The sequence below is a fragment of the Pedobacter sp. KBS0701 genome, assembly GCF_005938645.2.
Taxonomy (GTDB): Bacteria; Bacteroidota; Bacteroidia; order Sphingobacteriales; family Sphingobacteriaceae; genus Pedobacter.
In genome coordinates this window covers 3,582,272-3,598,634 of the sequence record NZ_CP042171.1, presented here as the reverse complement: position 1 = coordinate 3,598,634, position 16,363 = coordinate 3,582,272, and the positions used below count along the sequence as shown (strand labels likewise).

Annotated in this window: 13 protein-coding genes; 9 read left to right on the top strand and 4 right to left on the bottom strand. The window is 41.0% G+C overall.

The annotated features are described in order from the left end of the window. Positions 1-3: 3 nt before the first annotated feature. Genes FFJ24_RS14525 through FFJ24_RS14510 form a run of 4 tightly spaced genes read left to right on the top strand, consistent with a single transcriptional unit; the run spans position 4 to position 5,408 of the window. Positions 4-1,929: a RagB/SusD family nutrient uptake outer membrane protein gene (locus FFJ24_RS14525; protein WP_138817915.1), complete on the top strand. Its 1,926-nt coding sequence runs from the start codon at positions 4-6 to the stop codon at positions 1,927-1,929. Positions 1,930-1,939: 10 nt separating this feature from the next. Further along, positions 1,940-3,211, top strand: coding sequence for a DUF5000 domain-containing lipoprotein (locus tag FFJ24_RS14520; RefSeq protein WP_138817914.1), 1,272 nt, complete (start codon positions 1,940-1,942; stop codon positions 3,209-3,211). An 11-nt stretch (positions 3,212-3,222) separates the two neighbouring features. After that, positions 3,223-4,431: a DUF4998 domain-containing protein gene (locus FFJ24_RS14515; protein WP_138817913.1), complete on the top strand. Its 1,209-nt coding sequence runs from the start codon at positions 3,223-3,225 to the stop codon at positions 4,429-4,431. Positions 4,432-4,466: 35 nt separating this feature from the next. Continuing rightward, positions 4,467-5,408, top strand: coding sequence for a hypothetical protein (locus tag FFJ24_RS14510; RefSeq protein ID WP_138817912.1), 942 nt, complete (start codon positions 4,467-4,469; stop codon positions 5,406-5,408). A gap of 645 nt (positions 5,409-6,053) precedes the next feature. On the opposite strand, the gene FFJ24_RS14505 is transcribed toward FFJ24_RS14510, so the two are convergent. Both FFJ24_RS14505 and FFJ24_RS14500 read right to left on the bottom strand, forming a co-directional pair. Continuing rightward, positions 6,054-6,920, bottom strand: coding sequence for a 1-aminocyclopropane-1-carboxylate deaminase/D-cysteine desulfhydrase (locus FFJ24_RS14505; protein ID WP_138817911.1), 867 nt, complete (start codon positions 6,918-6,920; stop codon positions 6,054-6,056). 65 nt (positions 6,921-6,985) lie between these two features. Continuing rightward, positions 6,986-8,017, bottom strand: a complete 1,032-nt coding sequence (locus FFJ24_RS14500) for a DUF6588 family protein (RefSeq protein WP_138817910.1) — start codon at positions 8,015-8,017, stop codon at positions 6,986-6,988. Positions 8,018-8,119: 102 nt separating this feature from the next. Between FFJ24_RS14500 and FFJ24_RS14495 the strand changes: the two genes are divergently transcribed. The 3 genes from FFJ24_RS14495 (at position 8,120) to FFJ24_RS14485 (ending at position 10,868) form a co-directional block, all read left to right on the top strand. Next, complete coding sequence (locus FFJ24_RS14495; protein WP_138817909.1) at positions 8,120-9,148, top strand: RluA family pseudouridine synthase; 1,029 nt, start codon at positions 8,120-8,122, stop codon at positions 9,146-9,148. A 3-nt stretch (positions 9,149-9,151) separates the two neighbouring features. Further along, a complete protein-coding gene (locus FFJ24_RS14490) occupies positions 9,152-9,991 on the top strand; it encodes an aminotransferase class IV (protein WP_138817908.1) in 840 nt (279 codons plus the stop codon). Positions 9,992-10,121: 130 nt separating this feature from the next. Beyond that, positions 10,122-10,868 (top strand): hypothetical protein, encoded by a 747-nt coding sequence (locus FFJ24_RS14485; protein ID WP_138817907.1) that lies wholly within the window; start codon positions 10,122-10,124, stop codon positions 10,866-10,868. A 1,246-nt stretch (positions 10,869-12,114) separates the two neighbouring features. Here the strand turns inward: FFJ24_RS14485 and fmt are convergent. Next, positions 12,115-13,023: a methionyl-tRNA formyltransferase gene (fmt, locus tag FFJ24_RS14480; protein ID WP_138817906.1), complete on the bottom strand. Its 909-nt coding sequence runs from the start codon at positions 13,021-13,023 to the stop codon at positions 12,115-12,117. A gap of 92 nt (positions 13,024-13,115) precedes the next feature. On the opposite strand from fmt, the gene FFJ24_RS14475 reads away from it, so the two are divergent. Further along, the gene (locus tag FFJ24_RS14475; RefSeq protein ID WP_138817905.1) at positions 13,116-14,159 is read left to right on the top strand and encodes a DNA topoisomerase IB; all 1,044 of its coding nucleotides are present in this window, start codon (positions 13,116-13,118) and stop codon (positions 14,157-14,159) included. Between the two features lie 32 nt (positions 14,160-14,191). Next, positions 14,192-16,039 carry an ATP-binding protein gene (locus FFJ24_RS14470; protein WP_138817904.1) on the top strand — a complete coding sequence of 616 codons (1,848 nt, stop codon included), beginning with the start codon at positions 14,192-14,194 and terminating at the stop codon, positions 16,037-16,039. 43 nt (positions 16,040-16,082) lie between these two features. Here FFJ24_RS14470 and FFJ24_RS14465 read toward each other — a convergent pair whose 3' ends face one another. Continuing rightward, positions 16,083-16,289, bottom strand: coding sequence for a hypothetical protein (locus FFJ24_RS14465; RefSeq protein ID WP_138817903.1), 207 nt, complete (start codon positions 16,287-16,289; stop codon positions 16,083-16,085). Positions 16,290-16,363: the final 74 nt, after the last annotated feature.

The following is a 16,363-nucleotide window of genomic DNA, read 5'->3' as shown; positions in this document are numbered from 1 at the left end:
ATAATGAAACCCAACTTTAAACTCCTCATACTTCTTGCGGTGATTTCGGGGATGACCCTTTCCTGCAAGAAATACCTGGATGTAACGCCAGACAATGTGGCCACAATCGATTATGCTTTCAGAAACAGAAACGAGGCCGAAAACTATCTTTTTACCTGTTATTCTACAATACAGAATATGGGGCCATCCAATAAAGATGGTGCTTTTACCACTTCAGGGGAAATTTATTTTCCCAATACTTTAACAGAAGCAACGCTTGGCAGCAGGGACGCTGAGCAGGGCTTCCATCTCATCAGGGGGGTACAGAGCACTGATAATCCCTCACTAAATTATTGGGATGGCGAACAGCTTGGTCAGCCTATTTTTAAGGCCATCAGAAGGTGTAATATTTTTCTCGAAAATATCGATCGGCCAAAAGATCTGGCTCAATTCGAACGCAACCGCTGGATTGCAGAGGTAAAGTTCCTTAAGGCTTATTACCATTTTTACCTGTTAAGAATGTACGGCCCAATTCCCCTGATTAAACAGAATCTGCCAATCGATGCCGGCACAGATGAGGTAAGGACAAAACGCGAACCTGTAGATGTTGCATTTGCCTATATTGTATCCTTATTGGATGAGGCTACCCCTGATCTTCCACTTACCATCCAGGATCCTGCACGTAGCCTGGGCCGAATTACGCAGAATATTGCCTTATCGGTTAAGGCAGAAGTGCTGACCACGCAGGCTAGTCCGTTTTTTAACGGAAATCCTGATTATACTGGTTTTAAGGATAAAGACGGTGTTAATCTGTTCCCCACCGCTTTTAGTGCAGAAAAATGGAACAAAGCAATGCTGGCTTGCCAGGCAGCTGTAAAATCTTGTGAAGAAAGCAACCTTTCGCTTTATCATTTTACTTCTCCTGGCAATCTTCCAACCATATCTGCGACTTTAAAAACCGTGATGGACATCAGACAGAGCATTACCGAGAACTGGGAAAAAAATCCTGAAGTGATCTGGGCACTCAACACCCAATTTGATTTCCAATCAATGGCTATGCCGAGGCTTACCAATGCCATGGTGCAGAATATGGATGGTGCAAGGGGCAACTTTGCCGTACCCATCGGAATGGCCGAGCTGTTTTATTCTAAAAATGGCGTTCCCATGGCTGAAGATGCAGGATACGATTATAGAGGACGTTATGCCGTTGCTGCGGCAGGAACCGACAGTAAATACTATTTAAAAAGTGGTTACCAGACCATAAAAATGCACATGGACCGGGAACCCCGCTTTTATGCTGATTTATCATTTGATGGAAGCTGCTTTTTTGGCAACGGCCAAACCGATCCTGAAAATATGTTATATGTGCAGGCCCGTGGCGCAAATTCAATTGCCGGTCCGAAAGATAATATCAGGGTTAACGTATCAGGCTATTGGCCAAGCAAACTGGTAAACTATCAATCGGTTTTTGGTACAGAGGTTGCCCAGGCAGGTTTCAGAATACCGCTGATCAGGCTGGCAGGACTTTATTTGCTTTATGCCGAAACACTTAATGAGGTAAACGGTCCTACGGCAGATGTTTATACTTATATCGATAAAGTACGCGCACGCGCCGGATTAAAAGGTGTTAAAGAATCCTGGGCGTCATATTCAACCAATCCTGGTAAAGCCACCAGTAAAGATGGCTTAAGAGCAATCATCCAGCAGGAACGCCGCATTGAACTTTGTTTCGAAGGAAGGATAGGATGGGATTTAAGGCGCTGGAAAGTAATGCAGGATGTGCTGAGCAAACCAATCCAGGGATGGAACATTCAGGATACTACACCCGAAGGTTATTACCGCCAGCGCAACCTGGTGATTCCGGTATTTGGTCTGAAAGATTATTTATGGCCGCTTAAATACAACGACCTGATCGTGAATCCAAACCTGGTTCAAAATCCTTATTGGTAAAATTAAATAGATGATGATGAAAATTAGATCAAAAATATATAACAGGTTCTGCAGTTTGCAGTTTCTTGCGCTGTTACTCCTGGCCTGCTCGTTTTATTCCTGTAAAGAAAGTGAAGGATTTAATGAGGTGGTATCTAAAGATATGACAAAACCCGGTGCACTTACCGGGGTAAAGGTAGAAAATACGGCCGGTGCCGCGGTAATTTCTTATGTGTTGCCCAATTCCGAAAACCTGCTCTATGTTCAGGCAGAATACCGGATCAATTCGCGCACAGTAAGGCAGAGTAAATCTTCTTATTATAGCGATACGATCAGGGTAGATGGCTTTGAAAAAAGTATGGATTACGATGTTACCCTGTATGCTGTTTCGCGTGCAAACGTCAAAAGTGATCCTGTACAGGTGCGTGTACACCCGGAAACGCCTTCTTACCTGGCCGTAAATACTACGGTTCAGATGCAGGCCGATTTTGGTGGAGTGAATGTAACAGCCAGCAATCCTTCTAAAAAACCGATCGGAGTAATTGTGATTTCGAATGATAAAACCACAGGGAAAATGCTGCCGGTTGAACAGTTTTATACCGAAGCCGAAAACATTAATTTCAGTGTACGGGGATTCGATACCTTAAAAAGAGATTTCGGGGTATATGTTACCGATAGGTGGGGGAATATATCCGACACCTTATATAAATCAATCAGTCCCATTTTTGAGATTATGGTGCCCAAAGCGCAGTTTAGTGAGTATAGGTTAGCTTCCGATTCTCCGCTCGGCGCAGTTTCGCTGGGATGGAACACCACAAGGCTTTGGGACAATAATACCTCAGATCCGGGATGGCATACGGAACCCGGTTATGGTAAGCCACTGCAGATCTGCACCTTCGATATGGGTGTGCTCACCAAGCTCAGCCGTTATAAGATCTGGGAAAGGGGAGAAGCCTATGGAAACGATTATTCTTATAACCACGGTAATCCTAAAGCCTGGACACTCTGGGGATCAGCCAAAACTGCACCGGCAGATGTCGAATTGCCTGTAACATCGGCAAAAGGTACCGTGGTTGGCGACTGGATTAACCTGGGCAATTTCATCTGTCCGCCACCGCCATCGGGCAATGCTCCGGGGCAGACTACTCCATTGGATCTCGCCGCGGTTAAAGCCGGATTTGAATTTAACATTGGCCTTGATATTCCGAAGGTGAGGTTTATCAGGCTGGCCGTAAGCGCTACCTGGGGAAATGGAGATTTTGCCCACGTGACGGAATTATCATTTTGGGGTAACACCAATTAAAATTTATACAGATGACAACTAAACATATCAATAGCATTTTAATGGTTTTTATGATCATTGCAGTGTTTTGTGGCTGTAGTAAGGATGCCCTTGATTACAGAAAATATCTCGATGGAAAAGAACGGATATATCCCGGCTTCCCGGGTAAGGTTGCGGCAGCACCAGGCAACTATAGGGTAAAACTGAACTGGAAGGCCAGTCCCGATCCGAGTGTAACCCGTTACAAGATATTCTGGAATAATTCAGCAGATTCACTGGAAATGGTGGCGCCCGACCGGGCCATTACTGATGTATCGGTAATCATTTCTAAACTTGTAGAGTATAATTATTCCTTTACTATTTATTCTTACGATAAGGCTGGAAATAAATCCGTCCCGGTTCAGATCAGCAACGTAAAGGTTTATGGTGATAGCTACAAATCGAGTCTCACCAACAGATTTCTGGTTTCTGCTGATCCTTATCAGCTGGACGACAGCGGCATCACGCTCAACTTTGAAAAACCTGATACCATTAACATTGCGACCGAAATACGCTATACTTATAAAGATGGTACCATTCATAAAAGCTCGCTAAGTCCTGATCAAAATTCGATCAGGCTTGCCGACTATAAAACCGGAACGAAGATTTATTTCAGGTCGGCATACGTGCCGGTAAAATCGGCGATTGATACCTTTTATACGGCAGATTACGACTCTTTGAGCAATATTATGGTGCCCGTTGATAAATCGTTATTCCGCCCACTTAAACTGGCCAATGATGTAGGTACTTATTCGGGTGAAACTTCTTTGTCTAAACTCTGGAATGGCAACAAGGCCCCAACCGGATATCCTGACATTTTCCATAGTGATGATAAGTCACCGCTTCCACATCACTTCACTTTTGATATGGGGAAAGCGATCGCAAACCTTGCTCAATTCGAAATCATCGGGCGCGACTGTTGTAATAACCCTACCAAATTTGAAATCTGGGGAATAGCCGACCTTACCGGTGCAGAAACACAGTCGCCAGGCAATTCGGCGGGGTGGACAGCAGAATCGAAAGGAAGAGGATGGACGCTGATTAAAACGGTGGAGCGTTCGGATGATGGATCGGCACCATTTAAAGTTACCCTACCCGATGGACTGCCAGCAATGCGGTATATCCGGATTCGGGTAATTGAAGTGGCCAGTGGCGATGCCTATTACAGCAATATTAGTGAAATATCCTTCTGGAATAAATAGGGATCTCTTCTGTATAACGGAGGATTAATACAATTATGAATAATACTAAAGCAATCATTTATTTACTAGTCCCAATTTTTTTATTGGGACTGGTTTTAAAATCCAAAGCCCAGGCTAAGGGTCAGTCTGATAAAACGATAATCACCCCTGATTCTATATGGAAAGAGCACTGGTTTGAACATCAGGAAGAACTGAAACTGATAGAAAGCAATTCAAACGTGGCTGTTTTTTATGATAAAAATATGTCGTCCAATATTAAATGGCCTATCGCCGTAATGGCAGATTGCTGGGCCTATGTTAAACGTAACTATGGCGATTTCGGACCGGATCCAAAACTGTATATCATCCTGCACCGCGCGATGGGTAAGGATTATGGAGGCGGGCATCCGTCACCTTTTTTTGATGCAAGCCATGATTACCGGAACGTTATCGATTGTGGTTTAGCGCAATGGGACAATCCTGTTGGAGAACAGATTGGCATGCCTGTACATGAGATGGGACATATCGTAACCAGTGCCAGTCATGGTACAAAAGGCTCGCCCTCTGATGTGCTTTGGGGCGACAGTAAGTTTATGGAGATTTTCAATTATGATGTACTCAAAAACATCGGAATGGCCGACGAAGCCCATAAGGTATTTACACAAATGCAGACCCAGTACGATGACTTTCCGAGACCGGGAACGCAGTGGTTCAAAAACTGGTTTTTCCCTATTTATAGTAAATATGGTGAAGGAAAGGTACTCAACAGATATTTTGAACTTCTCGCATTAAACTTTCCAAAAGACAAAAACGGACGCTTCAAAAGAGATCTGAATTTTGGAGAGTTTATTCATTTCTGGAGCGGCGCAACAGGGATAAATCTGGAAGATGTTGCACAAAAGGCTTTCGGCTGGCCAATTGAGTACGATCTTCAGTTTAAAAAAGCACAGAAAGATTTTCCAAAGCTGAACTATAAAACTGAAAGTAGCAGTAGATAATTGCGCGCTACCATTTAAAATATTCCATCAGATGGCTTTGTGAAGTCAGGGCTTTAAACAAGTGCGGGAAGGATAAAATATCCGGTGAGGACCGGTCATAATTCAGCCATAACAAGATTTGATTCTTTTTACACGCTGATTTTAGTTTGGTGAAACATAGGTTGTGGTGGATTCCCAACCTATGTTTATTTCTATATCTAATAGCCTTATTGACTGATATATCCGGATAGCTGTATGGGTAAAAGAGCTATACTTTACAACTAACACTAAATCAACGGAAAATTTAGAGATCTTATAAGAGGCTGTCTCATAATTGTAATTCAATCGAATTTGTCACGTTGAGCTCAGCCTGTACTGAGCTTGACGAAGTATCGAAACGCCTTGTAAGTCATTTAAAGCAGGTCCTTCGACAAGCTTCCGTTGACAGGATTTATTAGCACGGCGTCATTCCCGCGCAGGCGGGAATCTTAAAGCTCTTGCGTTACGATTCCCAATCGAGTTGGGAATGACGATCTCGCGCAGCCTACCATTTGCCAAAAAGATCTGTCATTCATATTGATTTTTATACAATAAATTATCCCTCAGGATGACAATTCTACATTTATGAGACAACCTCTTTATGTTTACAGATTAACATTTACTTGTTTAAAACTTATCCTTCATGCCAAAAAGGCCCATCAATCCCCCGGTATGGATGGCAAGGATTTTTTCATCCTTACCGATAATTCCTCGTTTCTGTAAATCGACGATGGCATAAAACATCTTTGCCGTGTAAACAGGATCTAAGAGTAGGCCGGTTTGGGCAGTAAAAGTTTTAATAAAATTGATCAATTCGGGGTTAGTTTTAGCATAGCCGCCAAAGTGATAATCCAGGTGGAGATTTAAATGATCAGAAAGAGGCGTATGTTGCACAATTTCATCCTCAATAAAACCGCCTTTTAGCACGGGGATAACGTGGAGTTTCATGTTTAATTGATGTTGCTGAATTCCTTTCAATAAACCTGCAGCTGTGGTTCCCGTTCCGGCAGCACAGAAAATATGATCGTAAGTTTCGGTTAACTCACCGATAATTTCTGCACAGCCTATGGTAGCTTCAGGCGAAGCACCACCTTCATCAATAAAATAGCTTTGTTCATCGTCAGCAAAATGCTGTTTAAACAATTTTTGTTTGTCGCGATAACTTTCGCGATCAACAAAAATGAGTTCCATGCCAAATAAACCGCACAATAATAACATCTCGTTTTTTACTTTTTCTCCACGTACAAAAGCGGTTGATTTAAGTGCCGAACGCGATGCAGCAGCGGCTGTAGCTACCAGGTGATTGGAATAAGCCCCTCCAAAGGTAACCAGATGTGTTTTTTTTTCCTCCTCAGCCTTCGCTAAAATGTATTTAAGTTTGCGCCATTTATTACCCGAAATATAGGGGTCAATCAGGTCATCACGCTTTACAAAAAGATGGTTAAAAGGCGCAAATGTTATTTTTTGTACCGGGCTATATATTTCTTCGAACACGCGTAAAAATAAAAAACACCTGAATATTTCAGGTGTTTTTAAACAAAATTATAGCTGATCGTTCATTATTTACCAATACCGAAACCAAAACCTGCATTAACCATGCTGTATTTCGCCTGTGTATACGAACCATAAAACTTAAAGAAACCAAATTTCAGCTGAAAGCCTAAACTTGCCCTCACACTATCAATATCGGTCTGTTTAACCGAAATTGGGTCAACATAAGTTGCTGAAGTAGTTGCACTGGTAGCAAAACGATAAGTGCCCAATGCTTTCAAATTAGTATTAGAAGTTTGGTAGCCTACACTGGCAAATGGAGTAAAAAACAATATTTTTTTAGAAACAATAGCATCAAAATTTACACCGTTAAATTTGGCGTCGATACGTTGATCTGAATTTCCAGTATTATCGATATCCAGATCTAGATTATATTTATATTGGGTAAAACCACCTGCTATCGCAATATCTACCGGAACCAGTTTCTCCGTTGTTGATCCCATAAACAAAGGTAAAAGTTCAACTTTTGCACCAAAACCGATCATTGATAAACTTCCTAAGTCGCTACCTAATTTTATTTTAGGCATGGCCCTTAAAGTAACATCGATATTTTTTGGCAAACCCAGCGTAGCCTGTATCTGTGCCGAAGGTACTATATGGAAACCCACGCCCTGTGGTAGGTTGAAAAATTTGCCTGTAGGGATACCGTTGCTGGTGTACACTTCCATTTTACCCCCTTCGCGATCATCTCCAAAAGCAGTAGGGCCTGTTGAGGAAGCACCAGGAGCAGGTTTAATATTGCTTAAACCCAATGTATTTACATCGTAACTTCTGGCCGATTGAGGAACAAAAGCCCCGGAGGCCGAAAGCCTCACATCGAATTTTAAAAAACCTTTTGATTGGGCAGTGTTCGACCATCCATCCGTTAAGCCCAGGCCTAAACCTTTGTATAAAGGATCGAAATAGGCATTAACCAATTTGGTTGCATCGGCCGGTCCGCCTACAAACAAGCCTCCAACATCTTGTTGAGCACTTGCTTTTTGAGCCATTCCCAATAAAAATATGGCACATAACATCTTTAAAGCGCAACATTTTTTCATATAAATGATTTAGGATGATTTAATTATATTAAAGATAAGATTGTTTTTCCTAAAACTACAATCATTAAAAAATTCTTGAAGTTAAAAGTTTATTTTTGCCCCATGGAAAATGTGGTCGAATTGCAGGAGTCAGAAGAGCAGGAATTATATGAACATTTAAAAATTATTGTCGATAAGGGGCAGTCTTTGCTACGTATCGATAAATTTTTGATGGTGCGCGTAGAAAATGCTTCCCGAAACCGTATTCAGAATGCAATTGATGCAGGCAACGTACTGGTTAACCAGAAACAGATAAAAGCGAGTTATAAGGTTAAACCTTATGATGAAATATCTATCGTTTTACCACACCCACCGCGCGATACCGAAGTTTATCCCGAAGATTTACCATTGGATATCATTTACGAGGATAGCGATCTTTTGGTTGTAAATAAAGCTGCCGGTATGGTTGTACACCCGGGTTTTAATAACTATACCGGAACTTTGGTTAATGCTTTGGCATTCCATTTTGAGCAACTGCCTCAACTGCCAGGCAATGATGGCCGTCCGGGCCTGGTACACCGGATTGATAAGGATACCTCGGGTTTATTGCTGATCAGTAAAAATGAAAAGTCGATTACACACCTTGCGCGTCAGTTTTTTGATCACAGTATTACCCGTAAATATATTGCATTGGTTTGGGGCGATATCGAAAACGATGGAACGGTAACCGGTTACATTGGCAGAAGTGTGAAAGATCGTCGGGTGATGGATATTTACGATGATGAAGAAAAAGGAAAATGGTCTGTAACGCATTATAAAGTGCTAAAGCGTTTAGGGTATGTTACTTTAATCAGTTGTGAGCTCGAAACCGGCCGCACACACCAGATCAGGGCACACATGCAGCACATTGGTCATCCGCTTTTTAACGATGCAATGTATGGTGGCGATAAGATTTTAAAAGGCACAACGTTTAATAAGTACAAACAGTTTGTGGATAACTGTTTCGAATTGTTGCCACGTCAGGCTTTACATGCGCAGAGTTTAGGTTTCATTCATCCCACCACAAAAGAATATATGTACTTCGAATCGCCATTGCCACCCGATTTTAAAGCTGGCTTAAACAAATGGGAAAATTATATTGCTACATCATAAAATATGCTTCAGGAGTACCTCTTATTTAATGATGAATTTCAGGCGGTAGATGACCCGATTTTAACAGCTTCGAACAGAAGTTTCAAATTTGGCGATGGACTGTTCGAAAGCATGCGAATGATTAATAATAAGCTGCAATTTGCCGATTTACATGCCGATAGATTAACAGCTGGCATGAAAGCGCTTAAAATTGATGGTCATGCTTTAATGGATGATTATTTTCTGCGTCAAAAAACCGCCGATCTGGCAAAACGCAACAAATGGAACGGTAACGTCCGTTTCCGCCTTTCTGTTTACAGAGGAGGAGCAGGAGTTTATACGCCCGAAATAAATAAAGCCGGTTATATTTTGGAGGGTATTCCTTTAAAAACATCTGCATATGAGTTAAACAGTAAAGGTTTGATCATAGATGTTTTTGATGAAATGACTAAACCAGTTAATAAACTCTCGAATTTTAAAACTGCCAATGCCCTGCTTTATGTTATGGCCGGACTTTTTAAAAGTCAAAACCGCCTGGATGAGGCCATGATCCTGAACCAATATGGCTTTCTTTGCGAAAGCATCAGTGCCAATGTTTTTGTCGTATACCGCAAACAGATTTATACGCCCTCACTTGCTGAAGGTTGCATAAGTGGTGTAATGCGTACAGCTATCATGCAGTTGTGCAAAATGAACGATATGCCTTTAATTGAGGCACAAATCAACCCCGAAATATTAAAAGAAGCCGAAGAAGTTTTTATCACTAATGCTACACAAGGCATACAATGGGTAATGGGCTATGGCAGGAAACGTTATTTTAATGAGGTATCGAAGTTTTTGATTGAGAAATTAAACGCTTTGTAATCACTATCCTCAATTTACTCAGGAGGCAAATTTCTTTTGCTTCGGCGATGTTACATTTTATTTCTATCGGTTTGTGTTCACCTGAACTGTATTTTTAGTATTATTGGTCACACACACAAATTTAACCGAAATGAAAAAATTACTCATTCTCGTAATGGCTTGCTATGGCCTGAACGCCCGTTCACAGCAGTTGAACGAATCCAGAAACTTTCTGTACTTCTATTCAGATTCTACAGTTTATGCACAAAAGATCAGGTTGCGACCCGATTTAACCGGCGGGTGGTCGCTTCGGGCCGATTCAAGGCGGATACCGGTGTCACAGATCAAATTTTTTAACAATCAGGATGGCTTCTTTGCCAACACCCGAAAACTCAGTCTTTTGGGAGAGGCCTCTTTTGCTGAACGGATTATTGAGGGTAAGCTCAATCTTTATCAGGAAGTGATTTACGATGACGTTCTTATGGAAGGTGATTACTATGGATTTAGAGATTACAGGCGGCAGGCAGTAAACAACCGGATGTTTATTAACAAGGGTTATTCCGATTTAAAAAGGGTAAATTATCGTAATTTAAACGAGGCCATGGCTGATAATCCGAAAAGTTTAGCGCTGCTAAGGCGATATAAGAATACTAAAATTACAGGCATTGCCATGTATGTGGCAGCAGGAGCTGCAATTATTGCCAGTGGGGTTACACTGATGTCAGAAGGTAAACAAGTAGGTACCACATTCGGTGGTATGCCAAAATACGCAGACCGTAGTTATACGGGCAGTTTTGTTTTGTTAGGTTTGGGTGCCGGCTTAAGTCTGGGAGGATTTCTGGTAGGCGAATCTGGTAAAAAGAATATAGAAAGGGCTATCGATAATTATAACCGGTAGTAAAAAATCGTCATCTCGACCGGAGCAGCGCGAAGTGGAGAAATCTATCAAAACAGATTTTGCTTCGCAGAGCCTTCGGGTTCCCGACTTCGTCGTACTCCGCTCGAAATGATGGCAAATCGAGGTGTTTTTAAGCAGATTAATTCATATTGTTTACGAAAAAATTATCCCTCAGGATGACTTCTATATTAATGATACAGCCTTGTTCAGTGATACTAATTTTCAATTAATCGAATTGTTATAGTTTTTTGCCTTGCAACTGATAGCTTGAACGATTATATCTGACCATTTATCATGGCGTATCCGTTATTGCTTTCTATTCAGTAACGCGTCATGCTGATCCGGTAGCTATCGGATTTAGTTCAGCATCCATGATGGTTTAAAAGCAGCCCAATTTTTTGGAAAGCAAAGCTTGTAGTGCTTCGGCTCCGCTAGTCCCGCCCTTTGCTTAATCCCGATAAAATTTACTTCACAAGAGAAACAATTCCTAATCGGGATAACGCTTTCGGTCGGGTTTATTTAACAAGGGATAGTTTTACTGTGCAATTTAAACCCAAATAATTGCACTTTTTGGCCACTTAAACCCGATCAAAGCGGGATGCCAATTTCCTTCAAATTGGCAGAAGCGGGAGCGGGGCTGTATTAACCTAAAAGCTTCTGTTACTGTTTTCCAAAAAAGAATAACTGTATTTCGGATCTATTGGCAATTCCAGTCGGTCTTCATCCCAATTTTAAGATCCGCCCATAATGATTTCATGCAATCGACCAGAAGAGTTGTCAACTTTCTTGCATAATGGCTATTAAAGTTGACAACTCAAATTTCAATTACAACCGCATTCCTCCTATTCCATGGTCTGTGGCGCACAGACCACCAAGAGCAATTACTATCAGAGTTGTCAACTCGGGAGTTTCGAGATCAAGCGTGATGAATTTATTTCAGCATCTACCAATATCCTTAATGAACTTTATAACCCTAAACAGGAGCAATTTTTGGCCACTTAAACCCGATCAAAGCGGGATGCCAATTTCCTTCAAATTGGCAGAAGCGGGAGCGGGACTGCATTAGCCTAAAAGCTTCTGCTACTGCTTTCCAAAAAAAGAATAACTGTATTTCGGATCTATTGGCAATTCCAGTCGGTCTTCATCCCAATTTTAAGATCTGCACGTAATGATTTCATGCAATCGACCAGAAGAGTTGTCAACTTTCTTGCATAATGGCTATTAAAGTTGACAACTCAAATTTCAATTACAACCGCATTCCCCTTAAGAAATCTTCGATCAGCATTCGTTTTTTGCCTTCGTACTGAATATCTAAAAGTTTGATAAAACCATCTTTAGCGGCAAATTTTAAATAGCTTTTGCCGTCCGTTAAAAAACCACCGGCAACTATACCCGGTTCTTTATCTTCTATTTCGGCCTTAAATACCTTCAGGGTTTTATCATTTAAAAAAGTAAAAGCAGTAGGATAAGGGCTCAGGCCGCGAATTAAATTATAAATCGTCTGTACTTGGTTATTCCAGTCGATTTTGCAATCGTCTTTGAAAATTTTAGGTGCATGCTTTAATTCACCGCTTTGTGGCTGCGGTTGTTCATTAACCTCGCCAGCCTCAATTGCTTTAAGCGTTTTTACCAGCAGGTTGGCACCAATGTACATCAGTTTATCGTGCAAATCGCCTGCGGTTTCATCATCTGCAATCGCTACACTATCGCTCATAATAATATCCCCGGTATCAATTTCCTCCTTCAGGAAAAAAGTTGTTACACCACTTTCTTTTTCTCCGTTGATGATGGCATGGTTGATGGGAGCTGCACCACGGTATTGTGGTAATAACGAGCCATGCAGGTTGATGGTTCCTTTGGCTGGCATGTTCCAAACTACCACCGGTAACATCCTGAATGCCACCACAACCTGCAGATCGGCCTGATATGATTTTAATTCCTCAATAAATTCGGGGTTTTTTAATTTTTCGGGCTGCAAAACAGGAATTCCTTTTTCTATAGCATATTTTTTTACCGCACTTTCGTTCAGCTTCTGGCCACGACCTGCCGGTTTATCAGGCGCAGTAACCACCGCAACCACATCGAAATTGGCTTGTACCAAGGCATCTAAAGAGGCTACGGCAAAATCAGGCGTACCCATAAAAACTATTTTCATAAAGAAAGTGTTGTGTTTCTAAAAAATAACGTGGATACCCACGCTAAAGTTTTGCAAAATAACTAAAAATAAACCCATACTTACAGGCAAAAATGGTACAAGGCAAAGATGTTGTTAAAGCAAGTGGATTGGTGTACGTAACCGACGGTATGCCTGGGATTTACCGAAAAGGCAAACCGGGTAAATTCCACTATGAAGATAAAGATGGACATAAAATAACCGAAGAAAAACACCTTGATAGGATAAAAGCGCTGGTGATTCCACCTGCATGGCAAAACGTATGGATTGCCAACAAACCCAACGCGTACCTGCAGGTAACCGGAATTGATGCTGCCGGCAGAAAACAATATAAATATCACAACAAATGGACCAGCCGCCGATCGGAAGATAAATATTTTCGTTTACTGGAATTTGGAAAAGCATTGCCAAATGCCAGGAAAAATCTCGAAAAAGACCTCCGGAGGAAAGAATTAGATGAACGGAAGGTATTAGCCATTTCCGTTGATGTGCTTCAAAAAACATTGATCCGTGTGGGTAACGAAAGTTATAAACAGCTCTATGGTTCTTTCGGCCTTACTACCCTGCGCGATAAACACGTTAAAATCAACGGTAGCAAAATTACGATGGATTTTATAGGTAAAAAGGGTGTTCAGCAGAAAGTGGAACTGAACGACAGATCCTTAGCCAGACTGGTCAAAAAATGCAGGGACATTCCCGGGCAGGAATTATTTCAGTTTTACACTAATGGCAAAGAACACAAAAGTATCGATTCGGGTAAAATAAATTCATATATTAGAGAAATTACAGGTGATGACTTTACTGCCAAAGATTTTAGAACCTGGGGCGGAACGTTAGAAGCATTGCGCCAGTTTTCGAAGTGCAGTGCCGACGAAAACTTTAACCTCAACTCTAAAAAGGCTATTGTTAGTGTGTTAGATTGCGTAGCGAAAAAGTTAGGCAATACGAGAGCCGTATGTAAAAGTTCTTATGTGTATCCGCTGTTGCTTACCGCTTATGAGAACGATGAACTGGGCAAATACATGAAAAAAATGAATAACAATAAAATAACCGGAAAACTGGGCCTGGCGCATGATGAGAAAGTATTATTATCATTTCTAAAAGCCAATAGTAAATAGAAAACCTATTATATTTGTCCTTTCATCCCAATATGCATATTAATCTTGACGATAACGCTGCCATTTTTTATACATTGATTGAAGAATCTCCAATGCCTATTGCATTGTACGTTGGAGAAAAAATGGTGATCAAAGTAGCCAATAAGGCAATACTTAAAGCTTGGGGTAGGGATAATCGTGTTATCGGGCAGGAACTTGCCATTGCACTGCCAGAATTAAAAGACCAACCTTTTTTAGGAATTCTGGAAGAGGTTCGCCAAACAGGTATTGCCTATGAAACCAAAGAAGACCGCGTATTGCTGATCAATAATGGTGTACTGCAGACCTTTTATTTTGATTTTATCTATAAACCTTTAAAAGATGATAACGGGCAGGTTTGGGGCATCGTTAATAATGCCACTAATGTTACCGAACTGGTAATTGCGCGATTAAAAATTAAAGCCAGTGAAGAACTTTTTCGGAAGATGATTCAGGATGCACCTGTGGCCATAGGTATTTTGAGGGGCGAGAATTTTATAATTGAACAGGCAAATGCAGATCTTTTAAAATTATGGGGTAAAACAGAAGAGGTAATTGGTCTTCGTTTAATTGATGGTTTGCCCGAACTAAAGGGACAGCCCTTTCCCGATTTGTTAACTCAGGTTTACCAGACAGGGGTGCCACATTATGGCTATGAAACCATGGCGAGGATAGAAAGAGATGGTATACTTCAGGATTATTATTTCAATTTTGTATATGACCCAATCCGCGATCAGCACAATGTGGTGACCGGGATCATGGTTGTGGCTAACGAAATCACCTCGTTGGTACATTCGCGGATGGAAATGGCTAAAAGCGAAGAACGTTTCAGAAATTTGTTATTGGATACTCCAATGGCCACGGGCTATTACGAAACGGAAGATATTATAATCTCTCTGGCTAACGATGAAATGCTGCGGTTCTGGGGTAAAGATAAAAGTGTAATCGGAAAGCCGATGGAAGAGGCTATACCTGAGCTTAAAGGACAACCTTTTATCAATATTTTAAAAGAGGTTTATCGTACAGGTATTCCTTACCACGCCGATCAACAAGAAGCCTTATTGCCTGTTAACGGTAAGTTGGAGAAAGTATGGTTTAATTTTACCTACAAACCTTTAAGAAATGCAGAGGGCGAGGTTTATGCTATTTTACATGCTGCAATGGATGTAACCAAGCAAGTACAGCTTCAGCAACAAAAAGACGAATTTTTGGGCATTGCGAGCCACGAACTTAAAACGCCGGTAACGAGTATAAAAGCTTATGCACAGGTATTGGAAAGGATGATCAGAAATGAGGGGGATGAGAAAAAGGCTGATATGGTACGCAAAATGGATTTACAATTGAACCGTTTAACCGGTTTAATTGGCGATTTGCTTGATGTAACCAAAATACAGTCAGGAAAAATGACTTTTAATCCGACAAAATTTGATTTTGATGAGGTCGTAAGAGAAATCGTAGACGAAATGCAGCATATAACCTCTAAACATTACATCAAAACCGATTTAAACAGCAATGCCATGGTTTATGTGGATCGGGAACGTATTGGCCAGGTGATCACTAATTTTTTATCAAACGCGATTAAATATTCTACTGATGCCAATCAGATTGATGTAAGTACTTATGTGTTAAATGCAGAAGTAATTTTGTGTGTACGGGATTATGGAATCGGGATCTCGAAAGAACTGCAACATCTGGTTTTCGATCAGTTTTATCGGGTGAGTGGAAGTTTGCAACATACCTATCCAGGTTTAGGTCTTGGGCTTTATATTTCAGCAGAAATTATAAAAAACGAAAGGGGCAGAATTTGGGTGGAAAGTGAAGAGGGACAGGGTGCCTCATTTTGCTTTGCCTTAAAAATTTAATTACACCAATTCATAATTAACTGGTGTAATTCTTTATCCTGCATTATTCTTTTGGTGCCTTTTTTATCGGATGAACAGGTTGTTCTTCGTTTTCTCGCTGTTTCGCCGGATTATTGGTTTTAGGCGCTTTATTCGGCGTACTGTCGTTTTCTTTTCTTACGGTTTTGTGGTCAACAGGCTCCCTGCCTTTTGGTACCTCTTCCTGGTAATTACTTCCTGGTTTATCACTTTTCACTTTTGGACCGCTCATAGCTATAATGATTGAATTTTGAATGATTGAATAGCACAACGCTTATCAATTACAAATAATAACAAACCTCTATC

Bases quoted from the DNA above. Each gene is read 5' to 3' on its own strand.
- FFJ24_RS14525 (WP_138817915.1), top strand. From the start codon at position 4: ATGAAACCCAACTTTAAACTCCTCATACTTCTTGCGGTGATTTCGGGG.
- FFJ24_RS14520 (WP_138817914.1), top strand. From the start codon at position 1,940: ATGATGATGAAAATTAGATCAAAAATATATAACAGGTTCTGCAGTTTG.
- FFJ24_RS14515 (WP_138817913.1), top strand. From the start codon at position 3,223: ATGACAACTAAACATATCAATAGCATTTTAATGGTTTTTATGATCATT.
- FFJ24_RS14510 (WP_138817912.1), top strand. From the start codon at position 4,467: ATGAATAATACTAAAGCAATCATTTATTTACTAGTCCCAATTTTTTTA.
- FFJ24_RS14500 (WP_138817910.1), bottom strand. From the start codon at position 8,017: ATGAAAAAATGTTGCGCTTTAAAGATGTTATGTGCCATATTTTTATTG.
- FFJ24_RS14495 (WP_138817909.1), top strand. From the start codon at position 8,120: ATGGAAAATGTGGTCGAATTGCAGGAGTCAGAAGAGCAGGAATTATAT.
- FFJ24_RS14490 (WP_138817908.1), top strand. From the start codon at position 9,152: ATGCTTCAGGAGTACCTCTTATTTAATGATGAATTTCAGGCGGTAGAT.
- FFJ24_RS14485 (WP_138817907.1), top strand. From the start codon at position 10,122: ATGAAAAAATTACTCATTCTCGTAATGGCTTGCTATGGCCTGAACGCC.
- fmt (WP_138817906.1), bottom strand. From the start codon at position 13,023: ATGAAAATAGTTTTTATGGGTACGCCTGATTTTGCCGTAGCCTCTTTA.
- FFJ24_RS14475 (WP_138817905.1), top strand. From the start codon at position 13,116: ATGGTACAAGGCAAAGATGTTGTTAAAGCAAGTGGATTGGTGTACGTA.
- FFJ24_RS14470 (WP_138817904.1), top strand. From the start codon at position 14,192: ATGCATATTAATCTTGACGATAACGCTGCCATTTTTTATACATTGATT.
- FFJ24_RS14465 (WP_138817903.1), bottom strand. From the start codon at position 16,289: ATGAGCGGTCCAAAAGTGAAAAGTGATAAACCAGGAAGTAATTACCAG.